Here is an 18,120-nt window from a genome sequence, read left to right on the forward strand (position 1 = left end):
CCGGCGGCCCGCACACCTACTCAAAGCGCCCCATGTCTGAAAAATTCCTGTACTCCCTCGCCCGCCCGCTGCTGTTTTCGATGGATGCCGAAGCGGCCCACCATCTCACCCTGCCCGCCCTGAAACGCGCCGCCGCGCTGGGCCTGACGAAGCTGGCCGGCAAACCGGCAGCCGATCCGCGCACGGTGATGGGCATCACCTTTCCCAATCCCGTGGGCCTGGCCGCCGGCCTGGACAAGGATGGCGCCTACATCGACGCGCTGGCCGACCTGGGTTTTGGCTCCATCGAAGTGGGCACCGTCACGCCGCGCGCGCAGGCGGGCAATCCGAAACCACGCATGTTCCGCCTGCCGCAGGCGCAGGGCATCATCAACCGCATGGGCTTTAACAATGGCGGCGTGGACGCGTTTGTCGCCAACGTGCAGGCGTCGAAGTTTTACCAGGAGCGCGCCGGCGTGCTGGGCCTGAACATCGGCAAGAACGCCGACACGCCCATCGAGCGGGCGGCCGACGACTATCTGCTGTGCCTGGAAAAAGTCTATCCCTACGCCAGCTATGTGACGGTGAACATCTCGTCGCCGAACACGAAAAACCTGCGCCAGCTGCAGGGCGCGTCGGAACTCGACGCCCTGCTGTCGCAGCTCAAAGATGCCCAGGCGCGCCTGGCGGACAAGCACAAACGCTACGTGCCGCTGGCCCTGAAAATCGCCCCGGACATGGATGGCGAACAGGTGAAAAGCATCGCCGAGTCGCTCACGCGCCACCAGATCGACGGCGTCATCGCCACCAACACGACCCTGTCGCGCAGCGCCGTGGAAGGCATGCCGCACGGCGCGGAAGCGGGCGGCCTGTCGGGCGCGCCCGTGTTCGAACTGTCGAACAATGTGATCCGCCTGCTGAAGGCGGAACTGGGCGACGCGCTGCCCATCATCGGCGTGGGCGGCATCATGCAGGGCAGCGACGCCATGGCCAAGTTCGAGGCGGGCGCGCAGCTGGTGCAGCTGTACAGCGGCCTGATCTACGCCGGTCCCGCGCTGATCAAGGATTGCGCGCGCGCGCTGCGCGGCAAGCAGGCACGCTAAGGACGGCGCATGGAAAAGATCAAGCTGGGCGCCAGCAGCCTGGAAGTGAGCAGGATCTGCCTGGGCACGATGACCTTCGGCGAACAGAACACGGAAGCCGAAGCGCACAGCCAGCTCGATTACGCGCTGGAGCGGGGCATCAACTTCATCGATACGGCCGAGATGTATCCCGTGATGGCCAGCGCGCAGACGCAGGGCAGCACGGAACGCCATATCGGCAGCTGGCTGAAGAAAAGCGGCAGGCGCGGCGACATCGTGCTGGCCAGCAAGGTGGCCGGGCCGAACTCGCGCATGCACTGGATACGCAAGGGCAGGACGGACCACGACGCGGCCAACATCCGCGCCGCCGTCGAAGACAGCCTGCGCCGGCTGCAGACGGAGCACATCGACCTGTACCAGCTGCACTGGCCCAGCCGCAACCTGCCCATCTTCGGCGCCAGCGTGTACAACCCCCGCAAGGAGCACGCCTCGGTCGCCATCGAAGACACCCTGGCCGTGCTGGGCAAGCTGGTCGACGAAGGCAAGATCGGCCACATCGGCGTGTCGAACGAATCGTCGTGGGGCGTGTGCGAGTTCATCAAGCAGGCCGAACTGAAAGGCTTGCCCCGCATCGTCTCCATCCAGAACCTGTACAACCTGACGGCGCGCCATTTTGAAACGAGCTTGCTGGACGAGACTTGCCACCGGGAAAATGTGGGCTTGCTGGCCTACAGCCCCCTGGCATTCGGCCAGCTGACGGCGAAATACATCGACGATCCGCAGGCCAAAGGCCGCCTGACGCGCTTCCCGGCCGGCTGGAGCCCCCGCTACGTGCGCCCCGCAACCATCGAAGCGGCCACGCAGTATGCGGCGCTGGCCCGCGCGCATGGCTTGACGCCGGCGCAGCTGGCGCTGGCCTGGTGCTATACGCGCTGGTTCGTCGCCTCGACCATCATCGGCGCCACCAGCGTCGAGCAGTTGCGGCAGAATATCGACGCCCACCAGCTCACGCTGTCGCCGGAACTGGTGGCGGCCGTCGACGCCATCCACGCCCAGATACCCAATCCGGGCCAGTAGACGCCCCGCCTGGCGGCGCATGCCGCCGCCAGGCGCCGCCACTCTCATCGCAGATAGTCGTATTTATACAACAGCTGGCAATTTACTGCTGTGCAGCATTGCAGCCTTGCCATGCCCGGTCGTATGCTGGAAACGAGGCCATATGCGCTACTCGCGTCATTTCTACGTGTATCAGATATTTATTGCATATCGATAGACAGAACGATTCGTAAGCGCGCCACGTGCCCGCTGTTAATCTGATTTCATCACCGGACCGCCATGGTCCGTGCATCCCCTAACCGAAGAGATATCGTCGATGAGTTCAAGCACTGTCCGCTCCCAGCTTCCCGCCCTGCCCGTGAAAACCGTTATCGCCGCCAGCCTGATCGCCTGCTTCGGCCTGCCCATGCAGGCGCAAGCGCAGCAAGAGCTGCCGGCCGAAGGCGAATTGCAATCGGTGGTGGTCACCGGCACCTTCGCCAAGAACCGCCGCACCATCGATTCCGAGTCGCCGATCGACATCCTCACCTCGCGCGACCTGCAAAGCACGGGTTCGGCCGAACTGGCCACCGTGCTGGCGCGCCTGCTGCCATCGCTGAACTTTGCCCGCGCCACGGGCGCCGACGCCAGCGACGCCGTGCGTCCGGCCCAGTTGCGCGGCCTGTCGCCCGACCAGACCCTGGTGCTGGTGAACGGCAAGCGCCGCTATACCTCGGCCGTCGTCAACGTCAATGGCTCGCTGGGCCGCGGCTCGGCGCCCGTCGACCTGAACGCCATTCCCCTGGCCGCCATCGACCACGTGGAAGTGCTGCGCGACGGCGCCGCGGCCCAGTACGGCTCCGACGCGATTGCCGGCGTGATCAACATCATCCTGAAAAAAGGCGCGGCCGGCGGCGATATCGAAGTGGGCTATGGCCAGACGCAGGAACGCGACGGCAAGCAGAAATCCATCAAGGGTTCGGCCGGCTTCAAGCTGGGCGACGACGGCTGGGTGCGCGTCTCGGCCGAAGTGGCGGAACGCGATCCGACCAACCGCGCCGGCGCCGATTTCCGCAATCCGCTGGAACCGCGCTATGGCAAGGTCAACCAGCGCTATGGCGACCCGGAAAGCAAGCCGGCGACGATTTTCCTCAACAGCGAATATCGCATCAATGACAGTGTGGACTGGTACGCCTTCGGCAATTACGGCAAGCGCGACACCTCGGCCGCCGCCACGTGGCGCACGGCCCTGATCCCGGACCCGAACAATGCAAAGCTGTTCGTGCAGCGCACGCCGATCTTCCCGGAAGGCTTTTTGCCTTTGCAAAACAGCACGCTGACGGACCAGTCCCTCGTCACGGGCTTGCGCGGCGAAGCGGCCGGCTGGCGCTGGGATGCCAGCCTGAACTACGGCAGCAACAAGTTCGAGCTGGACCTGGACAACACCGTCAACCAGTCGCTGGGCGCGAACAGCCCCACGCATTTCTATGCCGGTTCGCTGAAAAACGAACAGACCGTCTTCAACCTCGATGCGGCGCGCGAATTCCCCGTCGCCGCCTTCTCCGGCCCGCTGACGGTGGCCGTGGGCGCCGAAGCGCGCCATGAAAAATACAGCATCGGCGCCGGCGACGCAGCGTCGTACACGGGAGGCGGCTCGCAAGGCTTTGCCGGCTTCCGTCCTGCCAACGCTGGCAGCCATTCGCGCCACAACGAATCGATCTATGTCAACCTGGAAGCGGAAGCGACAAAAAACCTGTCCGGCGGCGTGGCCCTGCGCCATGAGCGCTACAGCGATTTCGGCAGCACCACCTCGGCCAAGGGTTCGGCCCGCTACGCGTTCACGGACGCCCTGTCCCTGCGCGGCACCGTGTCGAGCGGCTTCCGCGCGCCATCGCTGGCGCAGCAGTACTACACCATCACCACCACCAACTTCCAGGTGGTCAATGGCACCAATACGGCCATCGAGACGGGTACCTTTGCCGTCAACACGCCGCAGGCGCGCGCCCTCGGCGCACAGGACCTGAAACCGGAAAAGGCCCGCAACTACAGCCTGGGCCTGCAATTCCAGCCCAACCGCAACTTCACCACCAGCATCGACGCCTACCGCATCGACATCGACAACCGCATCCTGTTCTCGGCCAACCTGGCGCTGAACGACAAGCTCAAGAGCCAGCTGGCGGCGCAAGGCACGCCCGTGGGCGCGGCGCGCTACTTCACCAACGCCGTCGATACGCGCACGGAAGGCGTGGACATCGTCAGCACCTACCGCATCGACCTGCAGGACAAGAACCGCCTGGACCTCACCGCGGCGTACAACCACAACAAGAGCACGGTACAAAAAATCGCCGACAATCCGGCCATCCTGACGGCCAACAACCTGAAACTGATCGACCGCCAGAGCATCGACCGCATCACGGTGGCGTCGCCGAAGGACAAGTTCAGCCTGGCCGCCGACTACAGCTTCGGCATCTGGAATGCGCACGGCGTCGTGACGCGCTACGGCAGCTTCACCGTGCCGCAAAACGACGTCAAGCTGGACCAGACGTATGACCCGCAATGGGTGCTGGACCTGTCCGGTTCCGTGAAGCTGGACAAGAACTGGCGCCTGGTGGCCGGCATCGACAACGTCACCAACCGCTACCCGGCGCAAGTGACCAGCAACGGCAACCTGAACGTCAACGGCACGCAGCCCTACAGCATCTTCGCGCCGAACGGCTTCAACGGCCGCTACTACTACGCCAAGGCCGGCTACAGCTGGTAAGCGCCGCAGCAGCAATGCAAAGGGAGGCCTCGCGCCTCCCTTTTTTCGTTTACCGTTCGTCGTTGGTATCGGGATCGCCGCCCTGGCGATGCTCGCCGTCGAGCAGCGCCAGCGCCGCCAGGTCGTCACCGTCGAGGGCAAAGTCGAAGACGGCCAGGTTTTGTGCCATGCGTGCCGGGTCCTGCGATTTCGGGATCGCCACCAGGCCGTGCTGCACATGCCAGCGCAGCAGGATTTGCGCGGCCGTACGGCCGTGCTTCTGCGCCAGGCGCAGCACGGTGGCATCCTGCAGCAGCGCGCCGCGTCCCAGCGGGCTCCATGACTCGATGACGATGCCCTGCCGCGCATGCCAGGCGCGCAAGGCCGCCTGCGTGAAGTCCGGGTGCAGCTCGAGCTGGTTCACGGCGGGCAGCACGCCCGTCTCCGCCAGCAGGCGTTCGATATGCGCGGGCTGGAAATTCGACACGCCGATCGAGCGGATGCGCCCTTCCCCGCGCAGGCGCACGAAGGCGCGCCACGTGTCCACATACAGGCCCCGCATGGGCAGCGGCCAGTGGATCAGGTACAGGTCGAGGTAATCCGTGCCCAGCGCGGCCATGGTGGCGTCGAAGGCGCGCAAGGTCGTATCGTAACCGTGTTCGCTGCCGCGCAGCTTGCTGGTGATCGCCACCTCGCCGCGCGGCAGGCCGCTGGCGGCGATGCCGCGGCCCACGCCCGTTTCATTGCCGTAGCGGGCCGCCGTATCGATCAGGCGGTAGCCGCAGGCCAGCGCCGCCCGCACGGCCGCCTCCGCCTGCGCATCGTCTAGCGGCCAGGTGCCAAAGCCGATCTGCGCGATGCGCCGGCCATCGTTGAGGGGTAAATGGGGGATCGTTGCGTCCGTCATGCCTGTCCTTGTGTGAGAGGGGGAACGGCCATCATACGGCTTGCGCGCGCGGCGTGCTTTCAGGCGTGCAATCGGCTACCATGGGCTTTCTTTCCCGACGACGGATCACCATGCCCAGCTGGCACCTGGCCGACGCAGCCGAACTGGCGGCGCGCCATCCCTACACCTTCTATACATCGCCGCCCGAGGCCATCGCCCAGGTGCGCCCCGGCGACGTGGTCAAGCTGATCTTCGCCTTCCACAGCGACGACCCGCACGCGCCGGGCGCCGAGCGCATGTGGGTGCTGGTCGATACGGTGGACGCCGGCGGCCAGTTCACGGGCAAGCTCGACAACACGCCCGCCTACATCCGCGACCTGCACGCGCAAGACCCCATCGCCTTCGCGGCACGCCACATCATCAATACGCAGCACGACGATGACGATAACCTCGTCAAGCGCTATGCGGGCCTGTGCTTCGTCACGAAAAGAGTGCTGGAAGACGGCGCGCCCGTCGGCTACCTGTACCGCGAGGAGCCGGACACCGCCGACGACAGCGGCTGGCGCTTCACGGCCAACGACGAGAGCGACGACTACATCAACGACAGCGCCAACGTGGCCCTCGTCTCGCTGGGCGTCGTGCTCAGCGTGGATGACCGTTTTATTGCGCTGCTGGACGCTCCCACCGGGGCGGCCTATGCCTTCGACCATAACACCCAACAATTCATGGCGGTTGACGAATGACAAGTGATGAACTGAAAGACGTTTGCGCGGCCCTGCCCGGCGCGCAAGCCGTGCTGTACGGCCCGCCGTCGAACATCCTCGTGTATGAAGTGAGCGGCAAGAAATTTGCCTATTTTAAGACCAGCACCCCCGAGCAGTGGCGCTTCAGCCTGCGCGCCAGCGCCGAGCGCTTCATCGAACTGACGGACATGCCGGGCGTCAAGCCGGCCCGCTACATGGGCCGCTTTCACTGGGTGACCATCGTCGACGTGGCGCGCTTCCCCGCCGATTACCTGCTGGAACTGCTGCAGGATTCCCACGCGCGCGCCGTGGCCAGCCTGACGCGCGCGCAGCGGGCCGCGCTCGCGCCAGCTTAAAGCGGCTCTTCGCCCGCCATGGCGCGATCGATGTCTTCGCGCGTCAGGTCCGGCGCCAGTTGCAGGATGAACTCGTAGGCATACGCGCGCAGGTAGGCGCCGCGGCGCACGGCCAGGCGCGTCGTGTTGGTGGCGAACAGATGCGACGCTTCCACGGCCCGCAGCCCCTTGTCGCGGCCATGGTCGAAGGCCATGGAGGCGACGATGCCCACGCCCAGGCCCAGCGCCACGTATTGCTTGATGACGTCCGAATCCATGGCCGTCAGGATGATGTCGGTGGCCACGCCCGCCTTGGCGAACGCATCGTCGATATGGCCGCGGCCCGTGAAACCCTTGTCGTAGGTAATCAAGGGATATTTCGCCAGGTCTTCCAGGCGGATGGGCGAATGCTCGAGCAGCGGGTGGCCGTCCGGCACGACGATCAGATGGCTCCAGCGGTAGCACGGGAACGACACGAGGTCGGGGAACTGGCTCAGGCCTTCCGTGGCGATGCCGATATCGGTCTTGCCCGACAGCACCCATTCCGCGATGTGCTCGGGCGCGCTTTGTTGTAGCGCGATACGCACGTCGGGGAAGGCGGCGCGGAAGCCCTGCACCACTTTCGGCAGCGCATAGCGGGCCTGCGTGTGCGTGGCCGCCACGGACAGGGTGCCGCTGGTCTGGCCGCTGTATTCGAGGCTGGCCTGCTGCAGGTTTTCCGCTTCGATCAAGAGGCGGTCGACGATTTTCAGGATGCCCTTGCCCGGCTCCGTCAAGCCCGTCAATCGCTTGCCGTTGCGCTCGAAGATGACCACGCCCAGCTCGTCTTCCAGTTCGCGGATCTGCCGGCTCACGCCCGGCTGCGACGTGAACAGGGCGTTGGCCACTTCCGTCAGGTTATAGCCGCGGCGGGCCGCTTCGCGGATCGATCGCAGTTGTTGAAAGTTCATGGTGTTCCAGTATGTGAGTTAACTTTGCGACACCTGACAAAACCGTAGCGAGCGGCAGTGATTTGTGGCTAAGAAGCGCAACCGTACTAAAGTACGGTGAGCATCGCAGGCCGCAAAGCGCGACGCGCAGTAGGTTTGGTCAGGTGTTATCTTGCTGTCGGTTCGACGAACACGTGCAGGCGTTTCGGGCGCACGACCAGGGTTTCGCCCTCTTTCAGCTGCAGATGGCTGAAACGCTCGTTCGACATCACCGCTTCGATCAGTTCACTGTTATCGACGCGCTGCAGGTCCAGCTGGGCCAGCGGGCCGATGGCATGGGCGCGGCTCAGTTTCACGACGATGCCTTCCGCACCCTGCGTGTAGCGGTCGATTTCCAGGTCGTGCGGACGCACATAGGCCGTGCCCTTGCTGTCGCTCACGCCCGCGTAATCGGGTACCTCGAAGCTGGCGTCGCCCGTGGCCATCACGCCGTCATGCACCCTGCCGTGGAACAGGTTGACGTTGCCGAGGAAGCCATACACGAACGGCGACGCGGGGTGGTTGTAGACTTGCTCCGGGGAACCGAGCTGCTCGACGGTGCCCTTGTTCATCAGCACCACCTGGTCCGCCACTTCCAGCGCTTCTTCCTGGTCATGCGTGACGAAAATACTGGTGACGTGCAAGTCGTCGTGCAGGCGGCGCAGCCAGCGGCGCAATTCCTTGCGCACCTTGGCATCGAGGGCGCCGAACGGTTCGTCCAGCAGCAGCACGCGGGGCTCGACGGCCAGGGCGCGCGCCAGGGCGATGCGCTGGCGCTGGCCGCCCGACAGCTGCGGCGGATAGCGGTCGGCCAGCCAGTCCAGTTGCACCAGTTCCAGCAAATCCTTCACTTTGCGGCGAATCTGGTCTTCCGACGGGCGCTCGCTGCGCGACTTCACGCGCAAGCCAAACGCCACGTTCTCGAACACGGTCATGTGCTTGAACAGCGCGTAATGCTGGAACACGAAACCGACCTGCCGCTCGCGCACATGGCGGTTCGACGCGTCTTCCGCATCCAGCAGCACCTGGCCGCTGTCCGGATGTTCGAGGCCGGCGATGATGCGCAGCAAGGTGGTCTTGCCGCAACCGGACGGGCCCAGCAGGGCCGTCAGTTCGCCGGCGGGAAAGTCCAGCGAGATATTGTCGAGGGCGACGAAATCGCCGAAGCGTTTATTGATGTTTTTAACTGCGATGGTCATGATCAGTGCTCCGTGGAACGTAAGGCGGAATCGTCGGCGTTGCTCTCGTTCAAACGCCACTCAATAAAGGCTTTCAGGGCCAGGGTCACCAGGGCCAGCAGGGCCAACAGGGAGGCGACGGCAAACGCGGCGGCGAAGTTGTACTCGTTGTACAGAATCTCCACTTGCAGCGGCATGGTGTTCGTTTCGCCGCGGATATGGCCGGACACCACGGACACGGCGCCGAACTCGCCCATGGCGCGGGCATTGCACAGGATCACGCCATACAGCAGACCCCACTTGATGTTCGGCAAGGTCACGCGACGGAAGGTATTCCAGCCCGAGGCGCCCAGCACGATGGCGGCCTCTTCCTCTTCGCTGCCCTGCGACTGCATCAGCGGGATCAGCTCGCGCGCTACAAACGGGAAGGTGATGAAGATGGTGGCCAGCACGATGCCGGGCACGGCAAACAGGATCTTGATGTCGTGCGCCTGCAGCCAGGGACCGAACCAGCCCTGGGCGCCAAACATCAGCACATAGATCAGGCCGGAGATCACGGGCGAGACGGAAAACGGCAAGTCGATCAGGGTCAGCAGGATGCTCTTGCCGCGGAAGTCGAACTTGGCGATACACCACGAGGCAGCCACGCCAAACACCAGGTTCAGCGGCACAGCGATGGCGGCCGTGATCAGGGTCAATTTAATGGCGGAAATCGCATCCGGATCGATGATGGCGGCGATGTACGCTTCCCAGCCCTTCTTGAACGCTTCCGCAAACACGGCCACCAGGGGCACGATGAGGAAAGCCGTCAGGAACAGCAGGGCGACGGCGATCAGGACCGTGCGCACCCACAGCGGTTCCAGCACGACGGGGCCGACATTCGGCTCGAAACGGCGCGCCGCTTTGGGCAGCGCATCTTGCGCGCTGGCGACGGCAGTAATATTCGTACTCATGATTTCTTCGCCTTTCCGCGCGTCCATGCTTGCAGCAGGTTAATCGTCAACAACAGCAGGAAGGACACCACCAGCATCACCACGGCAATGGCCGTGGCGCCCGCGTAATCGTATTGTTCCAGCTTGGTAATAATGAACAGCGGCGTGATTTCCGACACCATCGGCATATTGCCGGCGATAAAGATCACGGAACCGTACTCGCCCGTGGCGCGGGCAAACGCCAGCGCAAAGCCCGTCAGCAAGGATGGCAGGATGGTGGGGAAGATGACGCGGATAAACGTCTGCAAGGAATTGGCGCCCAGGCTGGCGGCCGCTTCTTCCAGTTCCTTTTCCGCGTCTTCCAGCACCGGTTGCACGGTGCGCACGACGAAGGGCAAGCCGATGAAGGTCAGCGCCACCACCACGCCCAGCGGCGTGAACGCCACCTTGATGCCCAGCACGCCTTCGATGAACTGGCCGAACCAGCCGTTCGACGAATACAGGGCCGTCAGGGTGATGCCGGCCACGGCCGTCGGCAAGGCGAACGGCAGGTCGACCAGCGCGTCGATGATGCGCTTGCCGGGGAATTTGTAACGCACCAGCACCCAGGCCAGGATGCCGCCGAACACCACGTTCAACAGGGCCGCGATCAGCGAGGCGCCAAACGTCAGCCGGTACGACGCCATTACGCGGTCGGACGTGACGGCGCTGAAGAAGGCGTCCCACGTCATGGTGAAGGTTTTCAGAAATACCGACGACAGCGGAATGAGAACGATCAGGGCCAGGTAAAAGAGCGTGAAGCCCAGTGACAGCTTAAACCCCGGCATGACCCGAAACGGCGCGCCGCGCGCCTTGAGCGGCGCTGCTGATGCTGATACTGCAGACATAGAAACCCCTTCTTATTACATTTTTGAGTTATAGAGTGCAATATTCACATGCAATCGTTATAAAAAGAACTAACCATTTCTCATTTGCTTAGATGGATTTTGCATACTTGGCAGCAAATGGCACGGGCGAAAAAAAACGCACCGGACAGGTGCGTTTTTGCTTCTTAGACATATTCATACCCGAGACAAATGCTGGGGTCAGACCCCGAGGGGGAATGCGTCCCAATGGGACGCATTCCGATTGCGAAGCAACTGACCCTGGTCTTACGGTGCTCTTATTTGTTCGGCTGCGGCGTCAGGCGCAAGTATGGCTTGGCGGCCGTAAATCCCTTCGGATACTTCTGCTTGATCACGTCCGGGTCTTGCACGGTCAGCGGAATGATGACGTCGTCGCCATCTTTCCAGTTGCCGGGCGTGGCCACGGTATAGCCGTCCGTCAGTTGCAGGGCGTCGATGACGCGCAGGATTTCATTGAAGTTGCGGCCCGTGCTCAGCGGATACGTGAGGATCAGCCGGACTTTCTTGTTCGGGTCGATGATGAAGACGGAACGCACGGTGGCCGTGACGGATTGCTCCGGGTGGATCATGTCGTACAGCACCGACACTTTCTTGTCGACGTCGGCGATGATGGGGAAGCCCACCACCGTGTTCTGCGTCTCTTCGATATCCTTGATCCAGCTCTTGTGCGACTCGGCCGCGTCCACGGACAGGGCGATGGCCTTCACGTTGCGCTTGTCGAATTCCGGCTTGAGCTTGGCCGTCAGGCCCAGTTCCGTCGTGCACACGGGGGTAAAGTCGGCCGGGTGGGAAAACAGCACCACCCAGGAATTGCCAGCCCACTCGTGGAACTTGAGCGGGCCGATCGAGCTGTCTTGTTCAAAATCAGGGGCGACATCGCCCAGGCGTAAAGTCATCGTGATCTCCTTGAAAGGTTGTGTAGCGGGATGTTCGTCGTCTCAGGCTGCCTGACGGTGGCGCTTGTCGCTTTGCGCCAGATCAAACAGCGTTTGCAGCTGCGCCTGGCCGTAGACCCAGTCGCCAAGGCGCGACTCGGCGTTGATATGGCCCAGCGCACCGCCATCAATATACTTGCAATTCCAGCGCCGTGCCCACTGGGCCGCGTGTTCGGCCGTCATCCACGGGTCCGTCTGGCTGGCGATCAGGATGCCGGGGCAAGGCAGGCGCTTGTGCGGCAAGGCCTTCGCCACGCCGAACTTGTCCGGATCGGCCGGTCCCACCAGCAGCACGCCGGCCACGCCCTGCGGGTCGCGGGCCAGGCTGTGCGCCGTCGTCAGGCAGCCGAAGCTGTGGGCGACGATCAGGGTCGGGCGCGCATCCTGGCGCCGCGCCTGGTCCAGGCGCGCCGACCAGCTGGCCAGGTCGGGAGTGTTCCAGTCATCCTGCTCGACCCGCTCGAATTGCGGATACAGGCGCTGCCAGCGGCTTTGCCAGTGCTCGGGACCGCTGTTATGCAAGCCCGGCACGATCAATACCCGGTAATCGGAAAAGCTGCGCAGCGCCATGATGTGTCCTTGCGTGATCGATTCCGGCAAGCGTAGCCGCCTGCCGGTGAAGATTACTTCGGCTGATAGATCTGGTCGAAGATGCCGCCGTCGGCAAAGTGCGCCTTCTGTGCTGCCGTCCAGCCGCCCGCCGCTTGCTCGATGGTGAACAGGTTAACCTTGGCAAATTGGGACGCGTATTTCTTCGCCGCCTTGTCCGTTGCCGGACGGTAGTAATTCTTGGCGATGATGTCTTGCGCTTCGTCCGTGTACAGGTAGTTCAGGTAAGCCTCGGCCACCTTGCGCGTACCGTGCTTGTCGGCAAACTTGTCGACGACGGCGACGGGCGGCTCGGCCAGGATGCTGACGGAAGGCGTGATGATGTCGAACTTGGTCGGGCCCAGTTCCTTGACGGCCAGGTAAGCTTCGTTTTCCCAGGCGATCAGCACGTCGCCGATGCCCCGTTCGACGAAGGTGGTGGTGGCGCCGCGCGCGCCGGAATCGAGCACGGGCACGTTCTTGTACAGTTTGCCCAGGAAATCCTTGGCCTTCGCTTCATTGCCGCCCGGCTGGCGCAGCGCGTAGCCCCAGGCAGCCAGATGGTTCCAGCGGGCGCCGCCCGAGGTTTTCGGATTCGGCGTGATGACGGAGACGCCCGGCTTGATCAGGTCGTTCCAATCCTTGATGCCTTTCGGATTGCCCTTACGCACGAGAAACACGATGGTCGAGGTGTACGGCGAGCTGTTGTGCGCCAATCGCTTTTGCCAGTCGGCCGCCAGCAGCTTGTGCTCGGCCAGCGCATCGATGTCATAGGCCAGGGCCAAGGTGACCACGTCCGCTTCCAGGCCGTCGATGACGGCGCGCGCCTGCTTGCCGGAACCGCCGTGCGATTGCTTGATCTTGACGTTGTCGCCCGTCTTGCCTTTCCATTCCTTGGCAAATGCCGTGTTCACATCCTGGTACAGCTCGCGCGTCGGGTCATACGACACGTTGAGCAGGGTGATATCGGCAGCCTGCGCTGTTTGCAGAATGGCAAACGCGCTGATGGCGGCGGCAATGATGATTTTTTTCGACAGCATCTAAGATCCCCGTGTGGTTGAACTTTCAGAGCCACCAGATTACGGCGCAACGGCCGCAAAGAGAACGAAGCGTTTCGCCGTTTGATATACATTTTTCGCATATGGACGGCGTGCAACGGGGATAAAGCGGTTAATAGAAACGGTTAAATAATACGACGGCCCAGGTGGCGAAGGCCAGGATGCAGGTGAGCAACACGGCGGCGCTGCCGAAGTCCTTGGCGTTTTTCGACAGCGGGTGGCGGTCCAGCGAGATGCGGTCGACCACGGCTTCCAGCGCGGAATTGATCAGTTCGACGATCAGGACCAGCAGCAGCACGCCGATCAGCACCAGTTTTTCGAAGGCGGAGATACGCAGCAGCAAGGCGATCGCGGTGCCGACGACGAACAGGCCCAGTTCCTGGCGAAATGCGTGTTCATGGCGCCAGGCCGCCTTCAAGCCATCGAGCGAGTAGAAAAAGGCGGAGAAAATCCGTTTCAAGCCACTTTTACTCTTGAATTCATTTACAGGTTGCATAGTTTTCCACGGTGTCCAGCGAGTGCGATACCCACATTATGGGGTCCGGAATAGGAATTGTGACAATTTTTTCGCTGAATATCTCGGAACATTTCACTATTTTTTCACATCATGGTATAAAGATGCATGAATACTGCATTGCACCAAATCCATCATGAAAATTGAACCGGTCGCTGCCCCGAAGACGACGATCCAGGTGATCGAACGCATGGTCGCCCTGCTCGATGCCCTGGCCAAATATTCCGACCCGGTCAGCCTGAAGGAATTGTCGAAAGTTTCCGGGCTGCACCCTTCGACGGCGCACCGCATTCTCAACGACATGGTGCTGACGCGCTTTGTCGACCGCATCGAACCGGGCACCTACCGACTGGGCATGCGCCTGCTGGAACTGGGCAATGTGGTGAAAAGCCGCCTCAGCGTGCGCGAAGCGGCGCTGGACTTCATGCGCCAGTTGCACAAGAAAACCCAGCAAACGATCAACCTGTCCGTGCGCCAGGGCGACGAGATCGTCTACATCGACCGCGCCTTTTCCGAGCGCTCGGGCATGCAGGTGGTGCGCGCCATCGGCGGGCGCGGCCCGCTGCACCTGACCTCGACGGGCAAGCTGTTCCTGTCCGTCGACGAGCCGAAAGCCATCCGCGCCTACGCCACGCGCACGGGCCTGGCCGGGCACAACAAGAATTCCATCACGGATCTGCAGAAACTCGAGCGCGAGCTGAGCCTGGTGCGCGAACGCGGCTATGCGCGCGACAATGAAGAGCTGGAACTGGGCGTGCGCTGCATGGCCGCCGGCATCCGCGACGACTCGGGCAAGCTGATCGCTGGCCTGTCGATCTCGGCACCGGCCGACCGCTTGCAGGATGAGTGGCTGGTGGACCTGGTGGAGACGGCAAACCAGATTTCCGTGACCTTGGGATTCATTCCTCAAGACTGAGAACGCCTGACCAAACCTGCTGCGCGGCGCGCTTTGCGGCCTGCGATGCTCACCGGCTCGGCGCCCCCGTACAGAGTACGGTTGCGCTTCTTAGCCACAAATCACTACCGCTCGCTACGGTTTTGTCAGGCGTCGTAACGATAGCCTTGTGCATTAACCACCGGGCAGGCTCATGTTGGCAGGCTTGAGTGCCTCCAGCCACTTGCGCATGCGTCCCGCATCGGCCGTGCGCGACTGTTTGCCCTTGGAATCGAGGAAGACCATGATCACGGCCCGTCCTTCGATGACGGCCTGCATCATCAGGCAACGTCCCGCCTCATTGATGAAACCCGTCTTTTGCAAGCCGATCTCCCAGCCGGGATTGGCGACCAGATGATTCGTATTGCCAAACTGCATCGGCTGCCCGCTGGCTTCCACGATGGCTTTCGGGTCCGTCGAGTACTCGCGCAGCAGCGGATGGCGGAAGGCGGCCATGGCCAGCTTGCCCAGGTCGCGCGCGCTGGCCACGTTCATTTTCGACAAGCCGCTGGAATCGACGTAATGCGTATCCATCATGCCCAGCTGGCGCGCCTTGCTGTTCATCGCATCGACAAACGCGGGCAAGCCGCCCGGATAATTGCGGCCCAGGGCCGAGGCGGCGCGGTTTTCCGAACTCATCAGGGCAATGTGCAGCATATTGGCGCGCGTCAATTGCGCGCCCACTTTCAGGCGTGAGCTGCTGAACTTGGCGCGGTCGACGTCCTCGTCCGTGATCGTCAGCACCTCATCCATGTCCTGATGCGCTTCGACCACCACCAGGCCTGTCATCATCTTGGTGATGGAGGCGATGGGCAAGGCGACATTGGAATTCTTTTCAAACAGCACTTCCGAATTGGCTTGGTCCAGCACCAGCGCCACGCTGGACTTCAGATCGAGCGGATCGCGCGTGAGGTTCAGGCCCGCCAGGTCGCCCATGGTAGGCATCGGTGCTGCCATCGGCACGGCCACGCTGCTGACTTTCTGATAGATGACCTTGCGCTTGCCGCGCACCATGACGACCCGGCGCACGGTCTTTTCGCGCGGCGCGGCCGTCGCGCCCTTGCGCAGCACGACCTTGACTTTCTTGGTATTGTGTTTCTTGGAGGCTGAGGATTTGCCGTTCGCGTCCTTGGCGTGCACGGCCGCAGCCGGCGCCAGCGCAAACAGCAGGGAAGCCAGGACACCCAGCGCAAGTTTAAACTTAGCCATTCGATAATTCCCCGTGAAGCTGTTGCCTTATTGCAGTGTAGCGAAATGCAGAGCAATCGCAAGCCAATTTAACAGTTAGGACAGTATTTATTGCAGCAATGGAATATAAATCGTTGGCGATCAGCAAACAAACTCATCCTTAGCCAGCTATTTGCCTGTGCCGATCGCTGGCATGTCTATTTGTCCATGAATTTAACAAAGCCGGCCAGCGGCTCGCGTTCCGTGCTCAGGCGGTTCTCGATCTTGTCCGGGTCGGCAAAGCCGAGGGCCATGCCGCACACCACCATTTCGCTGGCCGGCACGCCCAGTTCGTCGCGGATGATGTCATGGTAATGGATGAAAGCCGCCTGCGGGCAGGTATCGAGTCCCCGCGCACGGGCCGCCAGCATGATATTTTGCAAAAACATGCCGTAATCGAGCCAGGAACCCTGTTCCAGCACCCGTTCGATGGTGAAGATCAGGCCCACGGGCGCATCGAAAAACTGGAAATTGCGTCCATGCTGGGCCGCCATGCCGGCCGTATCGCCCCGTTCCAGGCCCAGCAGCTGATACAGGTCCAGGCCGATCTTGCGGCGGCGTTCGATGAATGGCGCCGTCCACTGGCGCGGGTAATAAGTATACGACGCCGTACGGGCGGGCGCATCGGGTGCCTTGGGTGCGGCGTAGGCGGCCAGGATGCGGCGCGACAGGCGCAGGCGCGCCTCGCCCGACAGCACGTACACTTTCCATGGCTGCATGTTGGCGCCCGAGGGCGCGCGCGCCGCCACTTCCAGGATGCGCGCGATATCGTCCTGCGCCACCGGCGTGGGCAAAAAGGCGCGCACCGACCGGCGCGACACGATGACGGCGTCGACGGCTTGCTGCGCCGACGGTGTTTCAGATGCTTGCTTGTTCACTGCCCTGCTCTCCTGCTTGTTCTCGACTGACTGTCATGCGCTATTTCTTGACCACGAATACCACGCCGACCACGGCCACCAGCATGCCGGCGATGCCCAGCATATTAAAGGCTTCGCCAAACATCAGCCAGGCCATCACGGCCGTCGTGGGCGGCGTCAGGTACAGCAAGCCCGTCACTTTCGTCGCGTCGCTGCGGCGGATCAGGGCGAACAGCAGGAAGATGGCGCCGATGGACAGCACGAGTACCGACCACAGCAAGGCGCCGATGAAATTCGCCGTCCATTGCACATTGCTGAAATGCAAGTCCAACCCTTCGTAATACAGGGCGAACGGCAACACCACGACGATGGAAGCCGCAAACTGCACCACCGTGCCCGTGCGCAAGTCGAACTGCGGGCAGTGGCGTTTTTGATACATGGTGCCGGCCGTCATCGACAGCAGCGCAAACACGCACAGCAGCACGCTTTCCACGCTCAGTCCCACGAGGTTGATCTTCGCGTACACCACCAACGCCACGCCCAGCAAGCCAAAGAACAGGCCCAGCCACTGGCGCGGGCGCACGGATTCGCCGATCAGGGGTGCGGCGCAGGCCGTCAGCACGGGTTGCATGCCGACAATTAGCGCAGAGAGGCCGGCCGGCATGCCCAGCTTGATGGCGCACCAGACGCCGGCCAGGTAGCCGGCCTGCATCAGAATGCCGGCCACGGCGATCTGGCGGAACTGCCCCACGGGCCACGGCGCGCGCAAGATCAGCACCAGCGGCAGCAAAATGACCAGCACGCCCAGGAAGCGCAGCAGCAAAAAGGTCAGCGGCGGCGCGTATGGCAAGCCGAACTTGGCCACGATAAAACCTGTGCTCCATAACAACACGAAGAAAGCGGGCAAGGCCATCGGCGCCACGGTGGTCAGGAAAGAAGCTTTGGGGGCTTGGCCGCTGGCGCCAGCCGCGGCGGGAAGATTGGACATGGTATCGACTCGGAAACGGGATACTCACCGGGGCGGTGCGCCGGTGCGGGAGCCAAAGTCTAGCATGCTGCGCCGCACCCGTCCTGAAAGGCGGGGAAATAATGGTTTAGGGCTAAACCATTAGCACTCAGAAATCAAATATTTCTCTTTAGAAACAATGGCTTTTGACCCAAATCTATTCAATTGTTGCATCGCACAAGAATCGCTTGACTTCGTTTTTTTTAACCGTAGAATAG

At 62.5% G+C, this 18,120-nt stretch carries 18 protein-coding genes; 6 read left to right on the forward strand and 12 right to left on the reverse strand.

Going from position 1 to position 18,120, the window contains the following annotated elements; translation table 11 throughout:
• Nucleotides 1-32 precede the first annotated feature (32 nt).
• The 3 genes from GCN74_RS15285 to GCN74_RS15295 all read left to right on the forward strand — a co-directional run bounded on the left by GCN74_RS15285 (nucleotide 33) and on the right by GCN74_RS15295 (nucleotide 4,857).
• Nucleotides 33-1,082, forward strand: coding sequence for a quinone-dependent dihydroorotate dehydrogenase (locus tag GCN74_RS15285; protein ID WP_152257480.1), 1,050 nt, complete (start codon nucleotides 33-35; stop codon nucleotides 1,080-1,082).
• A 9-nt stretch (nucleotides 1,083-1,091) separates the two neighbouring features.
• Nucleotides 1,092-2,138: an aldo/keto reductase gene (locus GCN74_RS15290; RefSeq protein WP_152257481.1), complete on the forward strand. Its 1,047-nt coding sequence runs from the start codon at nucleotides 1,092-1,094 to the stop codon at nucleotides 2,136-2,138.
• Between the two features lie 295 nt (nucleotides 2,139-2,433).
• Nucleotides 2,434-4,857: a TonB-dependent receptor plug domain-containing protein gene (locus GCN74_RS15295; RefSeq protein ID WP_152257482.1), complete on the forward strand. Its 2,424-nt coding sequence runs from the start codon at nucleotides 2,434-2,436 to the stop codon at nucleotides 4,855-4,857.
• 49 nt (nucleotides 4,858-4,906) lie between these two features.
• Here the strand turns inward: GCN74_RS15295 and GCN74_RS15300 are convergent, their stop codons facing one another.
• Complete coding sequence (locus GCN74_RS15300; RefSeq protein WP_152257483.1) at nucleotides 4,907-5,743, reverse strand: aldo/keto reductase; 837 nt, start codon at nucleotides 5,741-5,743, stop codon at nucleotides 4,907-4,909.
• A 110-nt stretch (nucleotides 5,744-5,853) separates the two neighbouring features.
• On the opposite strand from GCN74_RS15300, the gene GCN74_RS15305 reads away from it, so the two are divergent.
• Nucleotides 5,854-6,465 carry a DUF2185 domain-containing protein gene (locus GCN74_RS15305; RefSeq protein WP_152257484.1) on the forward strand — a complete coding sequence of 204 codons (612 nt, stop codon included), beginning with the start codon at nucleotides 5,854-5,856 and terminating at the stop codon, nucleotides 6,463-6,465.
• Nucleotides 6,462-6,821 (forward strand): MmcQ/YjbR family DNA-binding protein, encoded by a 360-nt coding sequence (locus GCN74_RS15310; protein WP_152257485.1) that lies wholly within the window; start codon nucleotides 6,462-6,464, stop codon nucleotides 6,819-6,821. Before GCN74_RS15305 ends, GCN74_RS15310 begins: the two co-directional genes overlap by 4 nt.
• Here GCN74_RS15310 and GCN74_RS15315 read toward each other — a convergent pair.
• The 8 genes from GCN74_RS15315 to GCN74_RS15350 all read right to left on the reverse strand — a co-directional run bounded on the left by GCN74_RS15315 (nucleotide 6,818) and on the right by GCN74_RS15350 (nucleotide 13,860).
• Nucleotides 6,818-7,750 carry a CysB family HTH-type transcriptional regulator gene (locus GCN74_RS15315; protein WP_152257486.1) on the reverse strand — a complete coding sequence of 311 codons (933 nt, stop codon included), beginning with the start codon at nucleotides 7,748-7,750 and terminating at the stop codon, nucleotides 6,818-6,820. The two genes, GCN74_RS15310 and GCN74_RS15315, sit on opposite strands and share 4 nt — an antisense overlap.
• Nucleotides 7,751-7,896: 146 nt before the next feature.
• Complete coding sequence (locus tag GCN74_RS15320; protein ID WP_152257487.1) at nucleotides 7,897-8,967, reverse strand: sulfate/molybdate ABC transporter ATP-binding protein; 1,071 nt, start codon at nucleotides 8,965-8,967, stop codon at nucleotides 7,897-7,899.
• A gap of 2 nt (nucleotides 8,968-8,969) precedes the next feature.
• Nucleotides 8,970-9,899 carry a sulfate ABC transporter permease subunit CysW gene (gene cysW / locus GCN74_RS15325; protein WP_152257488.1) on the reverse strand — a complete coding sequence of 310 codons (930 nt, stop codon included), beginning with the start codon at nucleotides 9,897-9,899 and terminating at the stop codon, nucleotides 8,970-8,972.
• On the reverse strand, nucleotides 9,896-10,705 hold the full coding sequence (cysT, locus tag GCN74_RS15330) for a sulfate ABC transporter permease subunit CysT (protein WP_099408869.1): 810 nt from the start codon (nucleotides 10,703-10,705) through the stop codon (nucleotides 9,896-9,898). Before cysT ends, cysW begins: the two co-directional genes overlap by 4 nt.
• Before the next feature lie 335 nt (nucleotides 10,706-11,040).
• On the reverse strand, nucleotides 11,041-11,679 hold the full coding sequence (locus GCN74_RS15335; RefSeq protein WP_034747512.1) for a peroxiredoxin: 639 nt from the start codon (nucleotides 11,677-11,679) through the stop codon (nucleotides 11,041-11,043).
• Between the two features lie 42 nt (nucleotides 11,680-11,721).
• On the reverse strand, nucleotides 11,722-12,288 hold the full coding sequence (locus tag GCN74_RS15340; RefSeq protein WP_152257552.1) for an RBBP9/YdeN family alpha/beta hydrolase: 567 nt from the start codon (nucleotides 12,286-12,288) through the stop codon (nucleotides 11,722-11,724).
• A 53-nt stretch (nucleotides 12,289-12,341) separates the two neighbouring features.
• On the reverse strand, nucleotides 12,342-13,346 hold the full coding sequence (locus GCN74_RS15345) for a sulfate ABC transporter substrate-binding protein (protein WP_152257490.1): 1,005 nt from the start codon (nucleotides 13,344-13,346) through the stop codon (nucleotides 12,342-12,344).
• Between the two features lie 130 nt (nucleotides 13,347-13,476).
• The gene (locus GCN74_RS15350; RefSeq protein ID WP_152257491.1) at nucleotides 13,477-13,860 is read right to left on the reverse strand and encodes a diacylglycerol kinase; all 384 of its coding nucleotides are present in this window, start codon (nucleotides 13,858-13,860) and stop codon (nucleotides 13,477-13,479) included.
• A 154-nt stretch (nucleotides 13,861-14,014) separates the two neighbouring features.
• On the opposite strand from GCN74_RS15350, the gene GCN74_RS15355 reads away from it, so the two are divergent.
• Complete coding sequence (locus GCN74_RS15355) at nucleotides 14,015-14,794, forward strand: IclR family transcriptional regulator (RefSeq protein WP_046685991.1); 780 nt, start codon at nucleotides 14,015-14,017, stop codon at nucleotides 14,792-14,794.
• Nucleotides 14,795-14,947: 153 nt separating this feature from the next.
• Here GCN74_RS15355 and GCN74_RS15360 read toward each other — a convergent pair whose 3' ends face one another.
• The 3 genes from GCN74_RS15360 to GCN74_RS15370 all read right to left on the reverse strand — a co-directional run bounded on the left by GCN74_RS15360 (nucleotide 14,948) and on the right by GCN74_RS15370 (nucleotide 17,884).
• Entirely contained in the window at nucleotides 14,948-16,021 is a 1,074-nt protein-coding gene (locus GCN74_RS15360) for a serine hydrolase (protein WP_152257492.1), read from the reverse strand.
• Nucleotides 16,022-16,197: 176 nt separating this feature from the next.
• Complete coding sequence (locus GCN74_RS15365) at nucleotides 16,198-16,917, reverse strand: nitroreductase (protein ID WP_152257493.1); 720 nt, start codon at nucleotides 16,915-16,917, stop codon at nucleotides 16,198-16,200.
• A 40-nt stretch (nucleotides 16,918-16,957) separates the two neighbouring features.
• Nucleotides 16,958-17,884: a DMT family transporter gene (locus GCN74_RS15370; RefSeq protein WP_152257494.1), complete on the reverse strand. Its 927-nt coding sequence runs from the start codon at nucleotides 17,882-17,884 to the stop codon at nucleotides 16,958-16,960.
• Nucleotides 17,885-18,120: the final 236 nt, after the last annotated feature.

Origin of the sequence: Janthinobacterium sp. FT14W, from assembly GCF_009208755.1 — a bacterium.
In the GTDB taxonomy this organism is placed as follows: Bacteria; Pseudomonadota; Gammaproteobacteria; order Burkholderiales; family Burkholderiaceae_D; genus Janthinobacterium; species Janthinobacterium violaceinigrum.